Origin of the sequence: Taurinivorans muris, from assembly GCF_025232395.1 — a bacterium.
Lineage (GTDB): Bacteria > Desulfobacterota > Desulfovibrionia > Desulfovibrionales > Desulfovibrionaceae > Taurinivorans > Taurinivorans muris.
In genome coordinates, this window is record NZ_CP065938.1 from 1,927,780 (window position 1) to 1,949,589 (window position 21,810).

Consider the following 21,810-nt stretch of genomic DNA (forward strand, 5'->3'; position numbering starts at 1 on the left):
GTTTGTCAAGTTGTGTTTGAAGCTAAGGAATTTATTTGTTAATATAACATTATCTTTTAATAGGATAAGAACTATGAAGAAAAATAGTTTTAACATGGAATTAATTGAAACTCGTGAACAATTATTGGAAAATATTGCAACAATGGTTGATGAAGAGGAATGAGAAAAATATTTACTGAATAAAAAAATGAAAATTACGGTTGATAATGCGAAAAGTAAATTTTTAATGTATCATAGAAAAAATATTTTTAAAAAATAGAATAGGCTGCACAAATATGAAAAAAGGAGCGAGAAATCGCTCCTTTTTTCATATGACTGTCAGCTGATAATTACTCTTGGTCGAAGTCCACCAAAATGGGGTTTTCTTCAAGTTCCATGAGGAATTTATCAGGTCTTTCCTTTTGTTCCGGCACGTTGATGTCTTGGTGTACGTATTCGCGATAACCGGTACCGGCAGGAATAAGACGGCCGACAATAACGTTTTCCTTAAGACCGCGCAAGGAGTCGTGTTTTCCTTTGAGGGCGGCTTCCGTAAGAACTTTTGTCGTTTCTTGGAATGAAGCGGCTGCAACCCATGAAAGGGAGGAAAGGGACGCCTGCGTGATACCAAGGACAAGAGGTTCGGCGGTAGCCGGTTGTCTGCCTTCGCGAAGAGCTTTTTGGTTTTCTTCTCTGAATTCGGATTTATCCACTTGTTCCCCGATAAGGAATGTCGTGTCGCCTGAATCGAGAATGGAAACTTTCTTCAGCATTTGACGCACGATGACTTCGATGTGTTTATCGTCGATGGCAACGCCTTGGAAACGGTAAACTTCCTGAATTTCGTCCACTAAGTAACGTGCAAGGTGCTTTTCGCCGCGGGTTTTCAGAATATCGTGCAATTCCGGATGACCTTCCGTGAGCAAGTCGCCGGCGTCGACAAAGTCGCCGTCGGAAACAATGATGTGCTTGCCTTTAGGAATGAGATATTCTTTTGCTTCGCCTGTGTCAGGACGGACAACAATCTTTCTTTTTCCTTTGGACTCTCCGGAAAACTCGATACTGCCGGCGATTTCAGAAACAATTGCCATATCTTTCGGTTTGCGCACTTCAAAAAGTTCCGCAACTCGCGGAAGACCGCCGACGATATCTCTTGTTTTTGAGGATTCGCGGGGTTTACGGGCGATGATGTCACCGGCTGCTATGCTTTGTCCGTCTTTTACCATCAGAATGGCTCCGACAGGCATTGCGTAGGTCGCAGGCGCGTTGGTTTGTCCCGGACGGTTTTTGAGCACTCCGTTTTCATCGGTGACGGAAAGGGCGGGACGGAAGTTCGTCGTGCGGTAGTCGATAATGGTTTGTGAAGTTTGGTGGGTCGCTTCGTCCATTTTATCCTGAACGGTTTTGCCGTCGATAATGTCGGAGAAACGGATGACACCGTCGACTTCGGAAACATACGGTTCGACCGATGGGTCCCATTCTGCGAGCTTGTCGCCTTTTTGCACCGCTTGCTGGTCGGTTACGAAGAGTCTTGCGCCGTTCGGAAGGATATATTTTTCAACTTCTCTTCCTTGGTCGTCGATAATGCTTACCTGACCGCTCTTTCCAAGTACGGTGGTGATACCTTCCTTATTTACGACAGTACGGACACGGGTAAGGATAACGTTGCCGGAATATTGGGCGAAGTAATTGGATTGTTCAACCTTACGGGAAGCGGTACCCCCGATGTGGAACGTACGCATGGTAAGCTGGGTTCCGGGTTCGCCGATGGACTGCGCCGCTATGGTGCCGACGGTTTCACCGACGTTGACGAGGTGTCCGCGCGCAAGGTCGCGTCCATAGCATTTCGCGCAAATGCCGCGTTCAGCCTTACAGGTGAGGGCGGAACGGATAGTTACGGAAGAAATGCCGATTTCTTCGAGTTTATTGCCGACTTCCTTGGTTACAAGAGTGTTTTCGGGGTAAACAAGTTCACGGGTTGCAGGGTGGTAAACAGGGTAAAGCAGGGTCCTGCCCAAAATACGTTCCTTCAGGGTCAGCTTTACATCCGTGCCGTCCATGAGGGCTGTCATTTCGATACCGTCGACAGTGCCGCAGTCTTCCATGGAAACGATGACATCTTGCACGACGTCGACAAGACGGCGGGTAAGGTAACCGGAGTTTGCGGTTTTCAATGCCGTATCGGCAAGACCTTTACGTGCGCCGTGGGTGGAGGTGAAGTATTGAAGCACGGTGAGCCCCTCACGGAATGAGGAGGTGATAGGCGTTTCAATAATATCGCCGGAAGGTTTCGCCATAAGACCGCGCATGCCCGCAAGCTGTCTCATTTGGTCGGCGTTACCGCGGGCACCGGAGTTTGACATCATGTAGATTGGGTTGAAGCTTGTGTCTTCCTTGGTGTCGCCCTTGGCGTTCTGGACTTTATCCACGGAAATTTCCTTGACCATTTCCTTGGAAACGGCGTCCGTGGTGTTTGTCCATACGTCGATAACCTTGTTGTATTTTTCCGTTCTGGTAATGATACCGTCGCGGTACTGGCGGGTGATGTCGTCAACTTCGTTTTGCGCTTTGTCGATAATGGTTTTTTTGCGTGAAGGGATGATCATGTCTTTCACGCCGATAGTCACGCCTGCACGGGTTGCAAATTCATAACCGATAGCTTTCAAACGGTCGCAAAGGATAACGGTTGCCTTGATACCTGCGAGTTCGTAGCAGATACTTACCAATTTACCGATGGTCTTCTTGGTAAGGATAGTGTTCACTTCTTTGAAAGGCATGGTATGGGGAAGTCTTTCCCATACGAGGATACGACCGACAGTCGTGTCGGCGAGCTGACCGTCTTCCATACGGACTTTGATTTTTGCATGCAAATCGACAGTGCCGGCGTCATAGGCGGCTTCGACTTCCCAAGGGGCGCAGAAAATCATGCCTTCGCCCTTTTTAAAGGAACGGTCCACCGTCATATAGTAAAGTCCGAGAACGATATCCTGTGACGGGATAATGACAGGGTTGCCGTTTGCGGGGGAAAGAATGTTGTTGGTGCTCATCATCAGCACGCGGCATTCTATTTGCGCTTCCACGGAAAGAGGAACGTGCACAGCCATTTGGTCACCGTCGAAGTCGGCGTTGTATGCCGTACATACGAGAGGGTGGAGCTGAATGGCCTTGCCTTCCACAAGAAGCGGTTCAAAAGCTTGTATGCCGAGGCGGTGCAGGGTCGGGGCGCGGTTCAGGAGAATAGGGTATTCGCGTACCACTTCGGATAAGATATCCCAAACGACGAGTTCTTCCCTTTCCACCATTTTCTTGGCGCTTTTTATTGTGGAAGCATGCCCGCGTTTTTCAAGTTCGGAATAAATGAATGGCTTGAAGAGTTCCAAAGCCATTTTCTTCGGCAAACCGCATTGGTGCAGTTTGAGGTTTGGACCTACGACAATTACGGAACGGCCGGAGTAGTCAACACGCTTACCAAGCAGGTTTTGACGGAAACGGCCTTGCTTGCCTTTAATCATGTCTGACAAAGATTTCAAAGGACGGCCGTTTGTACCGGTGATTGCGCGGCCGCGGCGTCCGTTATCGAAAAGTGCGTCCACAGCTTCTTGGAGCATGCGTTTTTCGTTACGGATGATGATATCGGGAGCGCCAAGCTCTTTCAAACGTTTTAAACGGTTGTTCCGGTTGATGACGCGGCGGTATAAATCGTTTAAGTCAGAAGTTGCAAAGCGTCCGCCGTCAAGAGGAACCAATGGGCGAAGGTCGGGCGGAATGACAGGAATAACTTCCAAAATCATCCATTCCGGCTTATTTTCGCTTTCAAGGAATGATTCCACGACTTTTAAACGTTTTGTCAGTTTTTTCTTTTTGGTTTGGCTTTTTGTCGTATGGGATTCTTCTCTCAGTTCGGTGCGGAGCTTTTCAAGGTCAAGTTCGCGCAGAAGTTCCTGCACCGCTTCGGCTCCCATGCCGACACGAAGAGCGTCTTCACCGAAACGTTCGATGAGCTGGTAATAATGGTCTTCGGAAATGACTTGCAGTTTTGAAAGATTGGTTGAACCCGGATCCAAAACGACAAAAGAATCGAAATAAAGCACTTTTTCCAAATCGTTCATGGTCATGTCAAGAAGCATGCCGATTTTGGAAGGAAGTGTTTTCAAAAACCAAATATGTGCGACAGGCGCGGCAAGTTCGATATGTCCCATACGTTCACGGCGAACTTTTGACGCGATGACTTCGACACCGCATTTTTCACAGACAATGCCGCGATGTTTCATGCGTTTGTATTTTCCGCAGTTACATTCGTAGTCTTTTACGGGTCCGAAAATTTTAGCGCAGAAAAGACCGTCCCTTTCAGGTTTGAAAGTACGATAGTTAATCGTTTCCGGTTTTTTCACTTCACCATAAGACCATTCACGAATGTTTTCCGGGGAGGCAATGGTGATTTGAATTGATTTTAAGTTGCGAATATTAGTTACACCGGTGTTCGCATTATTATGCACGGAGAACAAATCGTCCAAACTCATTTTTTTCTCCCTTTTTCAGGGTTTGGGCGGGGATTTTGCCCCCGCCTAATATATGCAATCGCTAAGGCTAGCGTACCAATATCTTATTCATCTTCACTTGTGAGCGCAGGTTGTGTGAAACTGCTGCGTTTCGGGCGTTTTTTACCTTCTTCCTGGTGAAGATTTACATTAAGACCAAGACTCATGAGTTCTTTTACAAGAACGTTAAAGGATTCCGGAAGACCCGCTTCCAAGAAATTGTCGCCTTTAACAATTTTTTCGTACATTTTCACACGACCGGTAACGTCGTCTGATTTTACGGTTAAAAATTCTTGCAAGAGGTAGGAAGCACCATAGGCTTCCAAAGCCCAAACTTCCATTTCCCCAAGTCTTTGACCGCCGAATTGGGCCTTACCGCCAAGAGGCTGCTGGGTGACAAGAGAGTAAGGACCGGTTGAGCGGGCATGGATTTTTTCGTCGACCAAGTGGTGCAGTTTGAGGTAATACATGACCCCGGTCGTTACGCGGTTTTGGAAAGGTTCACCGGTTCTGCCGTCATAAAGCACGCTTTTGCCGTCATTAGGCAAGCCTGCCCTTTCAAGCCAAGACCAGATTTGTTCTTCCCTTGCGCCGTCAAATACCGGAGTTTTGGTGACAATGCCTTTTCTCAGTTCACGCACGGCATTTTTGAATGTTTCGTCATCCATGCCGTCAACCAGGGCGTCAATGTCCAAATCTTTCATTTCCGTGGAGAAAATGTCTTTCACTTCTTTACGGACCGTGTCAAGGGCGGTGCCGTTGTCGATCATGTTGGCGAGTTGGATGCCGAGTTCTTTCGCCGCCCAGCCCAAGTGGGTTTCCAGAATTTGCCCGATATTCATACGGGAAGGCACGCCAAGCGGGTTCAAAACGATATCCACGGGACGCCCGTCCGCAAAGAACGGCATGTCTTCTTCCGGAAGAATGCAGGACACGACCCCTTTGTTACCGTGGCGGCCCGCCATTTTGTCCCCTACGGAAAGCTTACGCTTAACGGCAATATATACTTTCGCCATTTTGATAACGCCGGGAGGCAAATCATCGCCTTCCGTCACTTTTTCACGTTTGGCGTCGTAAAGTTTTTTGATGATGTCGACTTGCTTGTCGTATGCGTCAAGCATATTGGCGATTTCTTCGTTTGTGTGGGCGTCTTTGAACGCCGCGACAAGTTTTTTGACCGGAAGGGTTTCCATAATTTCCCAAGTCAGTTTATCGCCTTTTTTCGCAAGCACTTCGTCTTTGCGTTTTCCTTGGATTTCAAGGGCGAGTTCTTTGCCTTCGCAAAGCGGACGCATACGTTCGCGGGTGCGGTTTGTCAAAGCACGGACGTGATCCGCTTCCTTTTTATCCAGTTTCGCTATTTCGTAATTTTCGATTTCGTGCGTTCTTTCGTCTTTTTCTCCGGAACGGCGGTTGAAAAGTTTTACGTCGATAACGGTTCCTTCAATTCCCGGAGGTACTTTCAAAGAAGTGTTTTTCACATCGCGGGCTTTGTCGCCGAAAATGGCGCGCAGAAGCTTTTCTTCGGGAGTGAGCTGGGTTTCGCCTTTCGGTGTGATTTTGCCGACAAGAATATCGTCGGGCTTTACGGGCGCACCAATGCGGATAACCCCGCTGCTGTCCAGATTGCGGAGCATATCTTCGCCGACGTTCGGAATATCGCTTGTGATTTCTTCGGGTCCGAGCTTGGTGTCGCGGGCGACAACTTCAAATTCCTCGATATGGACGGAAGTATAGATATCCTCTTTCACCATTTTTTCGGAAATAAGGACGGAGTCTTCGTAGTTGTAACCGCACCATGGCATAAAGGCGACAGTAAGGTTTTTGCCGAGGGCGAGTTCGCCTTTGTCGATACCGGGACCGTCAGCCAAAATATCGCCTTTTTTGAAACGCTGACCGGGCATGCAGCTCGGTTTTTGTCCAAAGCAGGAGTTTTGGTTGGATTTATGGTATTTGAGAAGATTATAGGTGCGGATACCGCCGTATTCTTCCATATATAAATCATCGTACGCAACAATGACGCGTTCGGCATCCGCGTAACGGACAACGCCGTCACCTTCAGCAACAAGGCAGGCGCCGGAGTCACGGGCGACGTCGATTTCCATACCTGTTCCGACAAGAGGACGTTCGGAACGGAGAAGCGGAACGGCTTGACGCTGCATGTTTGAACCCATAAGGGCGCGGTTTGCGTCGTCGTGTTCAAGGAACGGAATGAGCGCGGCTGAAATGGAAACCATTTGTCCCGGAGAAATGTCCTGCAAGGTGATTTCTTCTTTTCCGACCTGCAAAACATCGCCGTCCGTGGATCTGGCGGTGATCAAATCGCCTTTGAGCGTTCCGTTTTTTTCCGTCGGAACATTGGCTTGCGCAATGATTTGGTTCAATTCCCTTGTCGCGTCGACATGAATGATTTCATTGGTCACTTTACCGTCTTTCACAACACGGTACGGAGTTTCGATGAAACCGAATTCGTTGACTTTCGCATAGGTTGTCAAAGAAACGATAAGACCGATGTTCGGACCTTCAGGCGTTTCGATAGGACAAATGCGTCCGTAGTGTGAGGAGTGGACGTCGCGGACTTCAAATCCCGCTCTTTCACGGGTAAGACCGCCGGGACCCAATGCGGAAAGACGGCGTTTATGCGTCACTTCCGAAAGGGAGTTGGTTTGGTCCATGAATTGTGAAAGTTGGCTTGTTCCGAAAAATTCTTTGAGGACCGCAGCAACAGGTTTCGGATTGATTAAATCATGAGGCATTAAGGAACTGATTTCCTGAATGCTCATGCGTTCTTTAATCGCACGTTCCATGCGCACCAAACCGATACGGTATTGGTTTTCGACAAGTTCGCCGACAAGGCGGACGCGGCGGTTGCCCAAGTGGTCGATATCGTCAGCCGCTGAATGCGTGTCTTTTAAGGAAACAAGCACTTTCATAGCCGTGAGAATATCGTTGTCGGTCAAGGTGCGTAAATTGGTATCTTCATTTATTCCGAGGCGTTGGTTGATTTTATAACGGCCGACGGAGGACAAATCATAATAATCGATATTGCGGAAAAGATTATCGAAGAATGTCGCCGCAATTTCAGGGGTCGGAGGAGAGCTTGGGCGGAGTCTGCGATAGATTTCTTCCTGCGCCTTTTCTTGGTTCATTGTTTTGTCAAGAGCCAAGGTGTCGCGAATGGAGGAAGAAGTGTCCGCTCCCCGGGTATAAAGGATTTGAATGTCTTTAATTCCGGCTTCATGGATTTCGGCGATCAAACCTGCGTTGATTTCATCGCCGGCTTCCGCGATAATTTCCCCGGTTGTCGGATTGACAAGGTCCGCGGCAAGGAAAAGCCCCAAAATGGATGCGGGATCCACTTCCAGGTATTCTCTGCCGGAATTGCAAAGGTTGCGCCAATCGCGGGTGGTCATGACTTTGCCTTGTTTGATGAGCACAGTGCCGTCTTTATCTGTGATTTCCGTATAACAAGGTTCTTTGCGGTACATTTCTTTTTGGATTTTCCAAAGGACCGTATTTTCTTCAAGACGGTATTCTTCTTTTTTATAGAAGGTGTTCAAAATATCCGTCTTGCTCATGCCCATGGCTTTCAAAAGCACGGTGGCGGGCATTTTGCGGCGGCGGTCTATGCGGACATAAAGAATATCTTTGTGGTCGAAGTCGAAATCGAGCCATGAGCCGCGCATGGGGATAACACGGCAGGAATAGAGAACTTTATGGGAAGTGTGGGTCTTGCCGCCGTCATGCTCGAAAATGATTCCGGGTGAACGCTGCAATTGGTTGACAATAACACGTTCGGTACCATTGATGATAAACGTACCTTTTTCGGTCATAAGCGGCAGTGTGCCGAAATAAATGTCTTGTTCCTTACCGTCGCGGAAAGTGCGGTTTCCTGTCGCTTCGTCAACATCGTAAATGTCTAAACGCACTTTAAGACGGATAGGTGCTTCATAGGTAAGACCTTTTGAAATGCATTCCGCTTGGTCGTATTTAGGCTCGCTGATGTCATAGCTTAAATATTCCAAGCTTGCAGTACGGTTAAAGTCTTCTATCGGGAATACGGAACGAAAAACCCCTTCAAGACCTTCATCTGGCAGGCGTTCTTTTCTTCCTTCCTGCAGGAAGGCTTTGTAAGAATCCACCTGTAAATTGAGAAGGTGGGGAATAGGTATGGAAACCTTGATTTTACCGAATTGCTTCGTTAATTGGCCCATTACTTTACCTCAAAATGGCTTTATCCTGCTGTCAGGCAGGAAAGTTCTCCCAAAAAATGATTTTTTTGGCAGGCTAGTTAACGCTAAAATAAACACGAAAAAGCCCCCAACTTTTCAATATGAAAGTTAGGAGTCAAAAACCGTGTTACTCTTAGTATCTCTTTGAATTGTTTGCACAATTTCCTTTTTTGGTTAAATCCAAAGGGCAAAAAGGTTGCTTTGGAATTTGAAAAAATAGCTTTTTTTTTAATAAAACGCAAGTATTTTTTGTGAAAAATTTTAATTTTTTTAATAACACGGATAATGATTTTCGATGTGATAAAAAAAATTTTGTGATAAAATGCCCAATAGTTGACAGCTTAGTTGTTTGTATGTATAAAATTGATACTTTGCACAGAAAATCTTGTATGATAAGTCATTTTTGCATTACTTTTTTGCAAAAAACATATCATGAATGTATTGTGTTAAATAAATTTACCCTAGAAGGGGCGTGTATGAGAAGCAAAACAATGAAAACTGTTGTGGCTGTGGCGTTATGTTTGACGGCATTTTCTTATGCAAATGCGGATGCGGGCACCGAAGAGGATAAAAATCCTTTTGGTGTTGTTCCTCAGGAAATGATCGGCATTACCATGAAAGACGGCGATGCGCTGCATGACAAGCATGTCGCAAAGCTTGAAGAATTGGGCAAAGACTGCACTGTTTGCCATATTGACGATAATTATGAAGCGTTTATGGCTGTTGACAAGGAAAAAGGGCAGGACGGCAAGGTTGCGTATTTGCATAAAAACTGCGTACGCTGTCATATCGAATTGGGCGATGGACCGAATATTACTTCTTGCCGCAGCTGCCACAATGAAAAATTCGCAGCTGAGTAATGGATGACGGGAGGCTAAAATATGTTGAATTTTCTTTATGGACCGCTTTTATATATTGCCGTTGCAGTTTTTGTTATCGGCATGATCGCACGGGTAGTTCTTTATATTAAAGGGTTGAGCCAAAAGCTTGACCGCGTTGCCTACAAACCTCAAATGGGTTTAGGTTTGCAGGGTGCTCTCCATTCCATTTTTAAATGGGTGCTTCCCGGCGGAACACGCGCTTGGCGGATCAATCCGTTCATGACCGCTGTTTTTTTCATGTTCCATATCGGTATGGTATTATTGCCGCTGTTCCTTTTGCAGCACGTTGTCGTTATTGAATATATGTTTGGCATTTCTTTGCCGAGCCTGCCAAGCGGGCTTGCCGATGTGCTCAGCATTATCGCCGTGCTCGGTCTTTTGGGCTTGGCATACCGCAGGATCGCTTGCTCTGCTGCGAAAGCCCTTACCACAAAACAAGACTGGTTTGTTTTAATCCTTGCAGGGTTGCCACTTGTGACCGGAATCATGTTCCGTTTTAGCGTATCAAGCTATGAATTTTGGGAATTTGCGCATATCCTTACGGCAGAGATTTTCCTTATTGCCGCACCGTTTACAAAACTTTCCCATATCGTCCTGTTCTTCATGTCACGCGCGCAAATAGGCATGGACTTCGCCATCAAACGCGGCGGACACAACCGCGGGCCTGCTTTCCCTTGGTAATTCTTATTAGTTAACGCTAAACCTTATAAAGGAGCCGACAATGCCTGAAGGTATTTATTGTAAAAGAAAACCTATTGAAACAGTTGAAGAATTAAAAAATCTTTTGAGTGATAAAGGCGGCAAACAATATTATGCGGAGATGAAAGAGCTTGAAGTGGATACGGATATGCTCCGCAAAGATTTGGAAACGACGTGCAAAAGCCGTACCCGCACGTGGCTTGACATGTGTGCCCACTGCGGCATGTGCGCTGAAAGCTGTTTTCTTTATACCGCCAATAACAATGACCCGAAACAAATTCCGTCTTACAAGATCCAAAGCACGTTGGGCGAAATGGTTCGCCGCAACGGAAATGTCGATACAAAATTCATGCTTCACGCCATGGAAGTTGCCTGGAGCCAATGCACAACCTGCAACCGCTGCGCATTGTACTGCCCTTACGGTATCGATACCGGAGTCATGATCGGGTACCTGCGCGGTCTTTTGTTCAAGCAAGGCTTTGTGCCGTGGGAATTGAAAATCGGTTCCGGCATGCACAGGGTTTACGGTGCGCAAATGGACGTTACCAGCGAAGACTTTGTGGATACCTGCGAATGGATGGTTGAAGAAAACGAAGAACAGTGGCCGGGTCTTGAAATTCCCGTGGATAAGGAAGATGCCGATATCATGTATGTTATCAACGCCCGTGAAGTGAAGCACTATCCGAACGACCTCGCAGAGGCCGCTATTTTATTCCATATCGCGGGTGAGAACTGGACAATGCCGAGCGAAGGCTGGGACAGCACCTCCCTGACCATGTACGCGGGAGACTGGGAAGGCTGCACCATGAACGTAAACCGCATTTATGACGCGATCAAACGGTTAAGACCGAAAGTCGTTGTCGGCACCGAATGCGGTCACGCTTTCCGCGCCTCCGCCATTGAAGGTCCGTATTGGGCGGGCATTGAAGACGGGAAGCCTCCTGTCCGTTTCATGCACTATGTGGAATGGGTGGCGGAAGCTTTGAAATCAGGAAAACTCAAGATAGACCCTGCCAAACGCATTAAAAAACCTATTACTTTGCAGGATTCCTGCAACTATGTGCGTAACTACGGGCTTTCTCAAGCCACACGGACCATTATGAGCTATATTGCGGAAGATTTCCATGAAATGGAAAACAACAAAGAACATAACTATTGCTGCGGCGGCGGGGGCGGTTTCAACGGTATCGGGCTTTACCGCGAGCAGCGCAATATCGGTTTGCGTCCGAAACTTGACCAAATCAGGGCGACAGGCTGTAATTTGGTTGTCGCTCCTTGCCATAACTGCTGGGACGCCATTCGTGATATGAAAGAAGTCTATGAAGAAGATGCAAAAGACCTGGAATGGTTCTTCATAAAACCTCTGCTTCTTGAAATGGTGATTGTTCCGGATCACTTGAAACCGCAGGAAGAAAGCGAAGAGTAATTTTTTATGGTTTAAAACATAAAAGCGTACTGAAATTTCAGTACGCTTTTTTTGTCGCTTCAGTAAAAAATAATAAAACTGGAGTGTCATATTTTACGTACGGGAAATCCCGGTGTCGAAATTTGTTTTGTTTGTTCCAGCTGCGTGAGAAACTTATTCAGTATTTCTTTTACATTTTGAATTTCTTCTGATTGCAGCGGTGATAATATTTCATTTTCCATTTCAGTGTATTTGGGAAAAATAGTGCGGATAAGTTGTTCGCCTTTAGGCGTTAACTCAATGATGGTGCTGCGTCTGTTTTCGCTATTCGGCGTTCTTTTAACCAAGTCTTTTTTTTCAAGATTATCAATTCCATTGGTAATTGCTCCGGGAGTTTTAAACGCATGGGCGGTTATTTCTTTTGGTGTCATGGAATATGGGTATCCGGAATAAAGCAGACTGCAAAGAATTTCATATTCGTTTCTTTTGATATCATATTGGGTTAAAAGCATATCGCATTTTGTTTGATAATATGTTGCCAGTCTGTTTATTCTTCCCCAAAAACCTTGTTGCGTAATATCCGGAAAAATTTTTTTCCAACGTTGATTTCTTTGTGAAATATAATCGTTCATATCTTTTCCTGTTTATTGAGTTTTTTCTAACCTAAAACAAGAAGAAAAAAAATTCAACGCTAAAATAAAAACTATTGACTATTTTAATGTTAAAATATATTGTATTAAAAAATATAACATTAAATAATTAAAGGAGAACGTATGCTTTTAACTGTTTTTGGAAACACGGTTACTGATGAACGCTTTTCATGGGTAACAAAAGAAAAGGACATAGCCTTATTAAGACACGCTATTAAATTAGGCTATAAGGCAAAAGAATTAGGAAATGAACCATATGCAAGCGTATTGGCGGGACCCAACGGGGAAATTTTGGAGGAAGGCTTGAATACATGTTTTACTGACAATGATCCAACGGCGCATGGTGAGATGAATTTAGTCCGTCAAGCCGCAGCGAAATATGATCCTGAATTTTTATGGAAATGTTCCATCTATGTTCCGGGGACGCCTTGCCCCATGTGCAGTTGTGCTATTTTTTTTGCCAATATCGGACGCTTAGTGGTTGCAACTTCCATTTATGATGAAGGGACATACACTACATGGGATGTGCCGGAATTACGATTAACGCCTCAAGAAATTTGGAAAAAAGGAAATAAAGACATTGTAATCAGTGGACCTTATCCAGAATTGACTGAGGAGTGTAAAGCGAAACTTAACGGGTTTAATCCGCTGGATTATGCGTATTATCAAAAAACGCTTTCTTCCTTAATAAAAAGATAAATAAAAAACAGGCAGACAATTATGCAGGACATGGCTCTATATTTGGACCGTAAAACAGCGCAAAAAGGGCTTTTAGGTATTTTGATTGCTGCGATAGGTCAAGGGACAATACCGCTTTATTGGATTTTATTAAGTGCTGTAACGGCAGAAACAGCCATATGTTATAGAGCAATTTTTGGTTTTGTTTTTATGTGCTTATTCCTTTTGTTACGGAATGTCAGACGGGAATTTTTACAAGATATAAGACTGAAAGAGAATTGGATTTATATTGGTTTTGCAAGTTCTGTGAATTTTTTTGTGTGGTTTTTACTTGTATGGGGTGCACAAAACGGTTTTGTTCTTGAGCTTGGTTTTGGACAATTTGTACAGCCGTTATTTTGTGCGCTCATGGGAATGATACTTTTTAAGCAAACATTGGGGCATCTGAAAGCAATTGCGTTAATCATTGTTTTTATAGGTGTTGGATGCATGTTTTTTATTTATGGTTCATTTCCTTGGCTAGCGTTATTGGTTGGTTTTTTTAGCGCATATTATTTAGTTTTAAGAAAACAGGCGCCGGCTGGTTGTATTTCCGGGCTGATATTTGAAAACTTTTATAATTCGTTAATGGCGATACCCCTTTTACTGTTTATAGGGGCAGAAAGTGTCAATATGTTCATGCCTTCAACTATTCATTTGATAATATTACTGTTTGGCGCTGGCTGTATCACAAGTATCACTCAAATAATTTTTGTCTATGGAGTTCAACGCTCAACAATGCTGACTATGGGATTTACGGGATATTTATCACCAATCATCACGGTTTTTGTTGGGGTTGTGTTTTGTAACGAAGCGGTTTCGGTTGATAAGATATTTGGTTTCTGCTGTATAGGTTTAGCATTAGTGCTTGTTTTTATAGACACTGTGCGGACAGCTGAAACGGTATCTGACAAATAACTCGCAGGAGGTCGTATGGGTGCTTTTTTTGATATGTCAGTATTGGCAAGTTTAGCTTTTTTGGCAGTAATGCTGCTTGTCGGAGTGCTGTTGCGGGCAAAAGTAACGTTTTTCCAAAATTTTTTGGTTCCGGCTTGTATTATTGGCGGCATTATCGGTGCAATTATTATGAATACCACGTCCATACCCGGGATAAATCAAAAACTGTATGAACAGCTTGCTTATCATTTCTTCGCATTCTCGTTTATATGTCTTGGTTTGCGCGGGACTGGCTGTATCCAGAAGGAAGAATGCAGCGATACAACTAAAGAACTTGTAAAAGGTTCTATTTGGCAAGGTTTTATGTTTTATATGAGTATGTGTTCACAAGTTCTTGTAGCTACTGCTGTTATTTATTTGATTAATTTTATTTTTCAAAAAGATTTTCTTGCCTGTATGGGATTTTTAGGAGCTCAAGGCTTTACTGCTGGTCCCGGTGCGACCCTTAGCTCCGGTTTATTATGGGAAAAGTTTGGTCATGCAAATATGGGACAAGTGGGGTTAGCTTTTTCCGGAATAGGGTTCATAGTTTCTTTTGTGATAGGTGTTCCTCTTGTTCGCTGGGGATTGCGTAAAAAGCTCAATACGTTTCCTGTTGGAAATTTTGATAAAGAAATGCTTACAGGTATTCATGATAAGGAAAATACTCCTGTCGGAATGCATCAAGTCACCACGACAGCAAACGTTGACAGTTTGGCGTTTCATATTGCCCTTGTTCTCGGTACATGGATTATTACCTATTATTTGGTGGATTTTATCACGTTTTATTGTTCAAAAAGCATAGCCGGCACAATTTGGGGAAATTTATTTTTTGTTGGCATGATACTTGGTATGGGAATACGGTTTATTCTGACTAAATTTAATGCCGTTCACATTATTGACAGCGATACAATGAACAGATTAACCGGCTGGTCTGTTGAATTTCTGTTGCTTTGTACCTTGGCAGGTGTTCAATTTGCTATGGTGGCAGAATATTGGCTTCCAATCATAACTGTTTCATTGGTGTTAGCTTTTTATGCATTATTCTTTTGTTTATATTTTGGCAGACGTGTACCGGGGTATTCGTTTGAAAGGACAGTCATGTTGTTCGGTACGGTAACAGGTACGATTCCTACCGGTTTATTATTGCTTAGAATGGTGGATAATGAGTATAAATCAACCGTATCAGTTGAAATTGCTTTGTCTAATTTTAATTTCTGTTTCTTATTCTATGTGAATTTAAGTTTGCATGGTTATGCGGTATATGGTTGGGGTATGCCGGCAACGTTGGCTGTTTTCTCTGCAACGTTTATCGGTTTGCTGATTCTATCCAAGCTGCTGAAAAATATCGGACCGAAGCAATATTGATTTTAGTTATTGGTATAGGGTATGAAGAAGCTGTTTTTTAACAGCTTCTCTTTTCTTATTTTGGAAAAAAGAACTGCTAATAGATTGTTATGAATAGAAAGAAAAAATACGCTGCAGTCGGCAGAATTGAAAACACAATGTCAAATCTTACGGAACCATATCAAACAGGTGAGTATAAGACCTTGGAACAAACGTGGATAGTGTGTGCCTTTTCAGTTTTTCAAATGCCGGTAGAGTGTGGCGAGGCTTATTCCGAGTTCTTGCGCTGTTTTTATTTTTCCTTTTGTTGAAGCGCCGTGTATGCCGAGCAGTTTTTGAATATGTTCTTTTTTGGTTTTTTGTTTTGGTTTCAGTATTATTTCTTGCTCCGTCGGGTTGAGGGCAAGCGCGAAACGGGGTTCATAAAGTTCGGCGGATAACATGCCGTCCTCGCAAAAGCAAACTCCGTATTCGATGAAGTTTCTCAATTCGCGGATATTTCCGGGCCAATGGTATTCCATAAATTTTTTTAACAATCCATTGGTGACGGAAAATTTGGTATGATACTGATTTTCAAAGTCTTTGAGGAAAAAATCAATAAGCAGCGGCACGTCCTCCATTCTTTCACGAAGCGGGGGGATGAAGATGGGGATAACGTCAAGGCGGTAGAACAAGTCTTTGCGAAAATTGCCCAGTTCCACCTGCTTTCGGAGATTTTTGTTGCTTGCTGAAATAATGCGGACGTCAAGCTGTATCGATTTGCTTGCTCCCAGTCTGCGGATTTTGTTGTTTTGCAAGGTTCGCAGAATTTTAGCCTGCATGAGGTACGGCATTTCTCCCGCTTCGTCTAAAAACAGCGTTCCGCCGTTTGCGGTTTCCAAAAGCCCTTGCTGTCCGTTTTTTTTAGCGCCGGAAAAAGCACCCTCTTCATATCCGAAGAGCAGGCTTTCCATGAGTGATTCCGGGATCGCCCCGCAGTTTATTGCCACAAACTCTTTGGAGCTGCGTTCGCTCAGTTTGTGAATGGCCATAGCGACCAGTTCTTTTCCTGTTCCGGATTCCCCTTGCAAGAGAATAGCCGCATTTGTTTTGGCTATTTTTTCTATTTGTTTTCGCAGCCGCTGCATGGCAGGGCTGTTTCCGATAATCGCCATTAAAAACCTTCTTGAAAATATTTTGACAATTATTGAGAAAAATAACATTTATTATTTTATATGAATATGTATGAATTATTTCTTATTTGATAAGAATTGTCAAATTATTTGATAAAAATGAGAAAAATTTTAATAAAAGAAGCAAAAAACTGAATATTTTATAAAAATTATCAAAAAAAGCAAGAAAAATATCAAGAAATCAATTACTGTTTTTTGTAATATATTGTTTTTTCAGCATAATAAAAAACAACGAAAAGCATTAAACAAGTTTGGCATGCTATTTGATAAACAATAAGTGCACGTGCATTAATGTTATTGTGAAAATCAAGGAGCATTTTATGGAATGGAACAAAGAAGTTGTTGACAGGGTAAGAGGCGCCATGCGTGACCGTGCAAGGGTCTTGGCCTGCATGTGCGATGAGCTTTTCGCAATTTTGCCGGCTGATGAAGCAGAAAAAAGGGCGCGGAAAGCCATAATAAAATATGGCTGTATCAGGGCTCAGAGGGACGGGCATACCATCACTCCGGAAGAATGGACCGACATTCATTACCGGGATATGGGAGGAGTTTTTGAAACAACGATTGAAAAAAATGATGAATATTGTGAAATGCAGATGCATTATTGCCCTTTGCTTGAAGAATGGAAAGATTTAGGGCTTTCAAAGGAAAAGCAGGACTTGTATTGCGATATTGCCATGGAACTTGACAGGAACAGGGCGGTGCAGCACGGCATTCCCTGCGATATTGTCGAACGGTTGGGAAAAGGGGACAGTTTTTGCAGGGTCAGGCTCTGGAAAAAGCCTTAGTGATGATCGGGGAGGCTTATCTCCCCGAAAACAAGAGGAGAACATATGCTTTTTCATAAGGACATACTCTCGGGAATCGCACTGTTGATTTTATGTTTGATCGGAACAATGAGCGTTTGCCAATTGCCCGCAGCGGGGGCCGGTGAAGCTGTCGGTCCGGCAACCCTTCCGAAGTTTTGCTTGATGGTTTTGGCATTGTTTGCGGGCATTCTGATCATAAGGGGTATTCGGCTGAATGGTATGAAAAAAAACGCAGGATTTAATTTCTGTTTAAGGTCCATCGTATTTTATGGGTTTTATCTCTTGTATCTTTACGCGATGGTTGCCATAGGCGATTTCATCGTTTCCATGGATTGGATTGAAACAATACCCTATGCCGGCGGCTTTGCCGTTTCCACGGTTTTGTTTTTGATTTTTTCCTTTTGTTATTTACGCAGGAAAAGAATTGCGGAAATCATAAGCGTAGCGGTTCTGACCACAGCTGTTTTGGCAATATCTTTCGGCGGATTTTTTAAAGTTCTTCTTCCTTGACGGAGGAAATATGCTAGATATTATTTACGGTTTACAGCAGGCATTGACTTTGCCGTCCCTTGCCGCGTGTTTCACGGGAACGGCATTGGGAATTGTTTTTGGCGCATTGCCGGGGTTGACGGCGGCAATGGGCGTTGCGCTGCTTATTCCGCTTTCATTCGGCATGCCGACTGTCGAAGCGTTTTCCATGCTGCTCGGCATGTATTGCGGGGCGATTTACGGCGGCTGTATTTCGGCGATACTGGTCGGCACTCCCGGAACTGTCGCCGCCGCGGCAACGGTTATGGAAGGTCCGAAACTGACAGCCAAAGGCCAGTCGCTCAAAGCTCTTGAGATGGCGACATGGGGTTCTTTTGTCGGCGGAATGGTGAGCGGCTTGGCATTGATCACATGCGCCCCCCTGTTGGCGCAGGCGGCTATGCGGTTTGGTGCGGCGGAATATTTCGCTTTGGCGGTTTTTGCGCTCACGGTTGTTGCGACATTTTCTTCCGGCAACATGCTAAAAGGGCTGACCTCGGCTTTTGCGGGACTTTTCATTTCAACAATAGGCATAGACCCCGTTTCCGGTGATTTTCGCAACACATTCAATATGCCCGATCTTTTCAACGGCGTATCGCTTGTTCCGGCTTTGGTGGGTTTGTTTGCCGTATCACAGGTCATTCTTTCCTTGGAAGACATTTTTAAAGGACAATACGGCATTGTCAAATACGGCGAAGTTTCCAGGAAAGGAATCGGTTTTAAGGAACTGTGGAAGCAGAAAGTGAATTTTCTCCGCTCTTCTCTGCTGGGTACCGTTATCGGAATCATTCCCGCAACAGGGGCGAGCGCCGCTTGTTTTATCGCATACGGCGAAGCGAAGAGATTTTCAAAAACGCCGGAAGAATTCGGAAAAGGCACGCTTGAGGGAATAGCCGCAACGGAAAGTTCCAATAATGCCGTGACGGGCGGAGCGCTTATTCCGATGATGGTGCTGGGTGTTCCCGGCGATGTTCTAACGGCTATCTTGCTGGGGGCTTTGATGATACAGGGATTGGTACCCGGACCTTTGCTCTTTGCCGAACACTCGGACGCTGTCAATGCTATTTTCGGAAGCTTTTTTGTGGCGCAGGCAGCAATGCTTTTGCTCGGCTTGGTCATTGTCAGAATCGCAGGAAAGATAGTGAATGTGCCGACTCCGATCCTGCTGCCGATAGTGCTTGTTTTATGCGCCGTCGGCAGTTATGCGACAAACAATTCCGCGTTTGATTTATGGTTGATGGCGGTTTTCGGTTTTCTCGGCTATGTCATGCTGAAAGGGGATTTTCCTTTGCCCCCGATGTTGCTTGCCATTATTTTGGGACCGATAGCGGAATCGAATTTCAGAAGGACATTGTCCATTTCACGCAATGATTTCAGCGTGTTTGTCACAAGTCCCATTGCGGCGGCGATTCTTGTCCTGTGCTTGGCAATCATTATTAAAGTTGGATATGACGAATATAAGAGAAACAGGACGGTAAGAGAGTCCGACACACAACAAAACAAGGAGTAATCGTATGAAATCCAAATTGCTGGCAAGCATCATGCTTATCATTTTGAACGTATCGGGCGGGATAGGCTGTGCTGAAGCGGCTGATTTTCCAAGCCGTCCCATTACGCTGATCATGCCGTTCGGGGCGGGCAATGCGCCGGATACCCTGGCGAGGATCATCGGAGAATATTTTCAAAAGAAACACGGAATAACGCTTCTTATCACAAGCAAAGCCGGCGGAAGCGGTATTCCCGCAATGCTTGAAGTCGCCAAAGCCCGTCCTGACGGCTATACGATCAGCCTGACTTCCGCCAATGTCGTCACCGTTGTTCCGCAGGTGAAACCCTGCGGCTTCACGTATCAGGATTTTACCTGTATAGCGCAGACATCTTTGTTCACAATGGGGTGGGGCGTTCTTGCGTCTTCCGGTATCCGTTCTGTTGACGATTTGATGCAAAAAGCGAAAGAACATCCTAAAAAGTATAGCGTCGGAAGTCCCGGAGCATTGACCGCACAGCGCTTTTTCCATATGTCCCTGATGAAATATTTCCCTGATTCCGATTTGCCTTATGTCGCATACAATGGAGGCGGAGAGCTTGTTACAGCCTTGCTGGGGGGACATATTCAAGTGGCGTACACTCCTGTTTCAAATTTCGCACCGCATGGTGATATGATCAAAATCATTGCGGTATCGGGTTCAAAGCGGGATCCGAAACTTCCGGATGTTCCCACCTTTGCGGAATTATACGATGAAAACTTGGTATTCGATTCCGTTTACGGCATTGTCGGACCTAAAAACATACCTGCGGAGCGGGTGGAAATTCTGCAAAATTTGTTCAAAGAAGCATTGGAAGACCCGGAAGTGCGCGAAAAACTGGATAATGTGTTCATAAGTTACAATTATTTGCCTTCCAAGGAATTTGGTGACGTATTGAAGCAATACAATGATTTTTTTGCGGAACCGATCAAACAATATCTAAAAAACAATAAATAGGGTTTTGTCATGCATAAAGACTCTCTTATCGCCTTATTGAAACGTATGGTGAAACCGGCATTGGGCTGTACGGAACCTGCCGCTATCGCATTGGCTGTCGCCAGAGCGAACTTGGAAATCCGCGGGGAATTGAGAAAAGTTTTTGTCCGCATGAGCGGGAATATTTTTAAAAACGCCCGCGGGGTCGGTATTCCCGGAACGACGGAATCGGGTATTGATTTCGCTGTCGCCTTGGCGCTTGTCTGCGGAAAATGGGAAATGGGACTGGAAGTTTTTTCTGATGTCGATGAAAAAGCCGTTCAAGAAGCCCATGCGCTTATGGATAAAAAAATAATTTTCATCGAAGTGTGCGACGGTGAAGGGAATTTTTTCATTGAAGCGAATATTGAAGCCGATAATTCCGCAAAAGCGGTTATCCGTGATGCGCATACCAATATCGTTTATGTCGAATGCGGCGGGAAGTGTGTTTTCAAGCTTGAAAAACAGCAGAACGCACAGGAACCGAAAAATGAACATGTTCCGCTGCTCCGCAATATGACCATGCAGGATTTACGCAAAGAGGTGGAGGAACTGCCCCTTGAAGACATCGCGTTTTTGATTGCCGGGGTTCCTATGAATTACCGCATGGCAAAAGTGGGGTTGGAGCAAAAAACCGGGCTCGCCTTGGGAAATGCAATCAAAGAATTGATGGAAGAAGGCAGTATTGAGAACAATATTGTCAATACCGTGCGCATGTTTGCCGCCGCAGCAGCCGACGCGCGCATGGCAGGATTGAAAATGCCCGTGATGTCAAGCGCGGGAAGCGGCAATCATGGTATCACCGCAATCATTCCCCCGTATATCGTTTGTCAGGAAAAAAAATACGATGAGGAAAAACTTATCAGGGCGTTGGCGTTCAGCCATTTGGTCACTATCGCGATCAAGGAGTTTTCAGGGCCTTTGTCCCCTGTGTGCGGCTGCGCCATCGCCGCAGGCATCGGCGCGGCAGTTTCCATTGCATGGCTGCTGGATTGCGATGACAATCAAATCGCAGGCGTTATCAATTCCATGAGCGGAACGCTTGCAGGTATGCTTTGCGACGGCGCCAAAGGCGGCTGTGCGTTTAAATTGGCGACAGCCGCGGGAGAGGCGGTGATGTGCGCCCTGCTTGCCAAAAAGAATGTTTTTATCCATAAGAACCAAGGCATAGTCGGGGTTTGTCCTGAAACAACCATTCAAAATGTCGGGTATATCTGCACCCAAGGCATGGGGGCTGTGGACTCGACCGTTATCGGCGTCATGCTGGCGGATGAACCGCTGTCCGCCCGCTGCGGTTAAAAATATCAAAAACGGATATTCCCCGTTTATCGGATTGTCAAATCGGATAAGCGGGGTTTTTTATGAAAATTTTTATTGCCAAACTGCTATTAACTGCCTATCATCCCACTGTATTAA

The 21,810-nt window shown here is 45.1% G+C and carries 15 protein-coding genes; 11 read left to right on the forward strand and 4 right to left on the reverse strand.

The features are described 5' to 3' along the window. Positions 1 to 329: 329 nt before the first annotated feature. Together rpoC and rpoB are read right to left on the reverse strand one after the other, a co-directional pair. Positions 330 to 4,499, reverse strand: coding sequence for a DNA-directed RNA polymerase subunit beta' (gene rpoC / locus JBF11_RS08970; protein ID WP_334315139.1), 4,170 nt, complete (start codon positions 4,497 to 4,499; stop codon positions 330 to 332). 83 nt (positions 4,500 to 4,582) lie between these two features. Further along, positions 4,583 to 8,731: a DNA-directed RNA polymerase subunit beta gene (rpoB, locus tag JBF11_RS08975; protein ID WP_334315140.1), complete on the reverse strand. Its 4,149-nt coding sequence runs from the start codon at positions 8,729 to 8,731 to the stop codon at positions 4,583 to 4,585. Between the two features lie 494 nt (positions 8,732 to 9,225). Here rpoB and JBF11_RS08980 point away from each other — a divergent pair, with 494 nt between their 5' ends. Genes JBF11_RS08980 through hmcF form a run of 3 tightly spaced genes read left to right on the forward strand, consistent with a single transcriptional unit; the run spans position 9,226 to position 11,755 of the window. Further along, on the forward strand, positions 9,226 to 9,609 hold the full coding sequence (locus JBF11_RS08980; RefSeq protein ID WP_334315141.1) for a cytochrome c3 family protein: 384 nt from the start codon (positions 9,226 to 9,228) through the stop codon (positions 9,607 to 9,609). Positions 9,610 to 9,630: 21 nt separating this feature from the next. Further along, complete coding sequence (hmcE, locus tag JBF11_RS08985) at positions 9,631 to 10,311, forward strand: sulfate respiration complex protein HmcE (protein WP_334315142.1); 681 nt, start codon at positions 9,631 to 9,633, stop codon at positions 10,309 to 10,311. Between the two features lie 40 nt (positions 10,312 to 10,351). Then, positions 10,352 to 11,755, forward strand: coding sequence for a sulfate respiration complex iron-sulfur protein HmcF (hmcF, locus tag JBF11_RS08990; protein ID WP_334315143.1), 1,404 nt, complete (start codon positions 10,352 to 10,354; stop codon positions 11,753 to 11,755). Positions 11,756 to 11,841: 86 nt separating this feature from the next. On the opposite strand, the gene JBF11_RS08995 is transcribed toward hmcF, so the two are convergent. After that, on the reverse strand, positions 11,842 to 12,366 hold the full coding sequence (locus JBF11_RS08995; protein ID WP_334315144.1) for a MarR family winged helix-turn-helix transcriptional regulator: 525 nt from the start codon (positions 12,364 to 12,366) through the stop codon (positions 11,842 to 11,844). Between the two features lie 141 nt (positions 12,367 to 12,507). On the opposite strand from JBF11_RS08995, the gene JBF11_RS09000 reads away from it, so the two are divergent. The 3 genes from JBF11_RS09000 to JBF11_RS09010 are packed head-to-tail and all read left to right on the forward strand — an operon-like array spanning position 12,508 to position 15,405. Next, complete coding sequence (locus JBF11_RS09000) at positions 12,508 to 13,083, forward strand: nucleoside deaminase (protein WP_334315145.1); 576 nt, start codon at positions 12,508 to 12,510, stop codon at positions 13,081 to 13,083. A 21-nt stretch (positions 13,084 to 13,104) separates the two neighbouring features. Beyond that, the gene (locus JBF11_RS09005) at positions 13,105 to 14,019 is read left to right on the forward strand and encodes an EamA family transporter (RefSeq protein ID WP_334315146.1); all 915 of its coding nucleotides are present in this window, start codon (positions 13,105 to 13,107) and stop codon (positions 14,017 to 14,019) included. A 15-nt stretch (positions 14,020 to 14,034) separates the two neighbouring features. Further along, positions 14,035 to 15,405: a sodium/glutamate symporter gene (locus JBF11_RS09010; protein WP_334315147.1), complete on the forward strand. Its 1,371-nt coding sequence runs from the start codon at positions 14,035 to 14,037 to the stop codon at positions 15,403 to 15,405. A gap of 212 nt (positions 15,406 to 15,617) precedes the next feature. Here JBF11_RS09010 and JBF11_RS09015 read toward each other — a convergent pair whose 3' ends face one another. After that, positions 15,618 to 16,538: a sigma-54 interaction domain-containing protein gene (locus JBF11_RS09015; protein ID WP_334315148.1), complete on the reverse strand. Its 921-nt coding sequence runs from the start codon at positions 16,536 to 16,538 to the stop codon at positions 15,618 to 15,620. Between the two features lie 338 nt (positions 16,539 to 16,876). On the opposite strand from JBF11_RS09015, the gene JBF11_RS09020 reads away from it, so the two are divergent. Genes JBF11_RS09020 through JBF11_RS09040 form a run of 5 tightly spaced genes read left to right on the forward strand, consistent with a single transcriptional unit; the run spans position 16,877 to position 21,693 of the window. Beyond that, positions 16,877 to 17,344: an L-2-amino-thiazoline-4-carboxylic acid hydrolase gene (locus JBF11_RS09020; protein WP_334315149.1), complete on the forward strand. Its 468-nt coding sequence runs from the start codon at positions 16,877 to 16,879 to the stop codon at positions 17,342 to 17,344. A 45-nt stretch (positions 17,345 to 17,389) separates the two neighbouring features. Then, a complete protein-coding gene (locus JBF11_RS09025) occupies positions 17,390 to 17,875 on the forward strand; it encodes a tripartite tricarboxylate transporter TctB family protein (RefSeq protein WP_334315150.1) in 486 nt (161 codons plus the stop codon). A gap of 10 nt (positions 17,876 to 17,885) precedes the next feature. Beyond that, complete coding sequence (locus JBF11_RS09030; RefSeq protein WP_334315151.1) at positions 17,886 to 19,403, forward strand: tripartite tricarboxylate transporter permease; 1,518 nt, start codon at positions 17,886 to 17,888, stop codon at positions 19,401 to 19,403. A 4-nt stretch (positions 19,404 to 19,407) separates the two neighbouring features. After that, positions 19,408 to 20,376 (forward strand): tripartite tricarboxylate transporter substrate binding protein, encoded by a 969-nt coding sequence (locus JBF11_RS09035; protein WP_334315152.1) that lies wholly within the window; start codon positions 19,408 to 19,410, stop codon positions 20,374 to 20,376. Positions 20,377 to 20,385: 9 nt separating this feature from the next. Then, the gene (locus tag JBF11_RS09040) at positions 20,386 to 21,693 is read left to right on the forward strand and encodes an L-cysteine desulfidase family protein (protein ID WP_334315153.1); all 1,308 of its coding nucleotides are present in this window, start codon (positions 20,386 to 20,388) and stop codon (positions 21,691 to 21,693) included. Positions 21,694 to 21,810 lie beyond the last annotated feature (117 nt).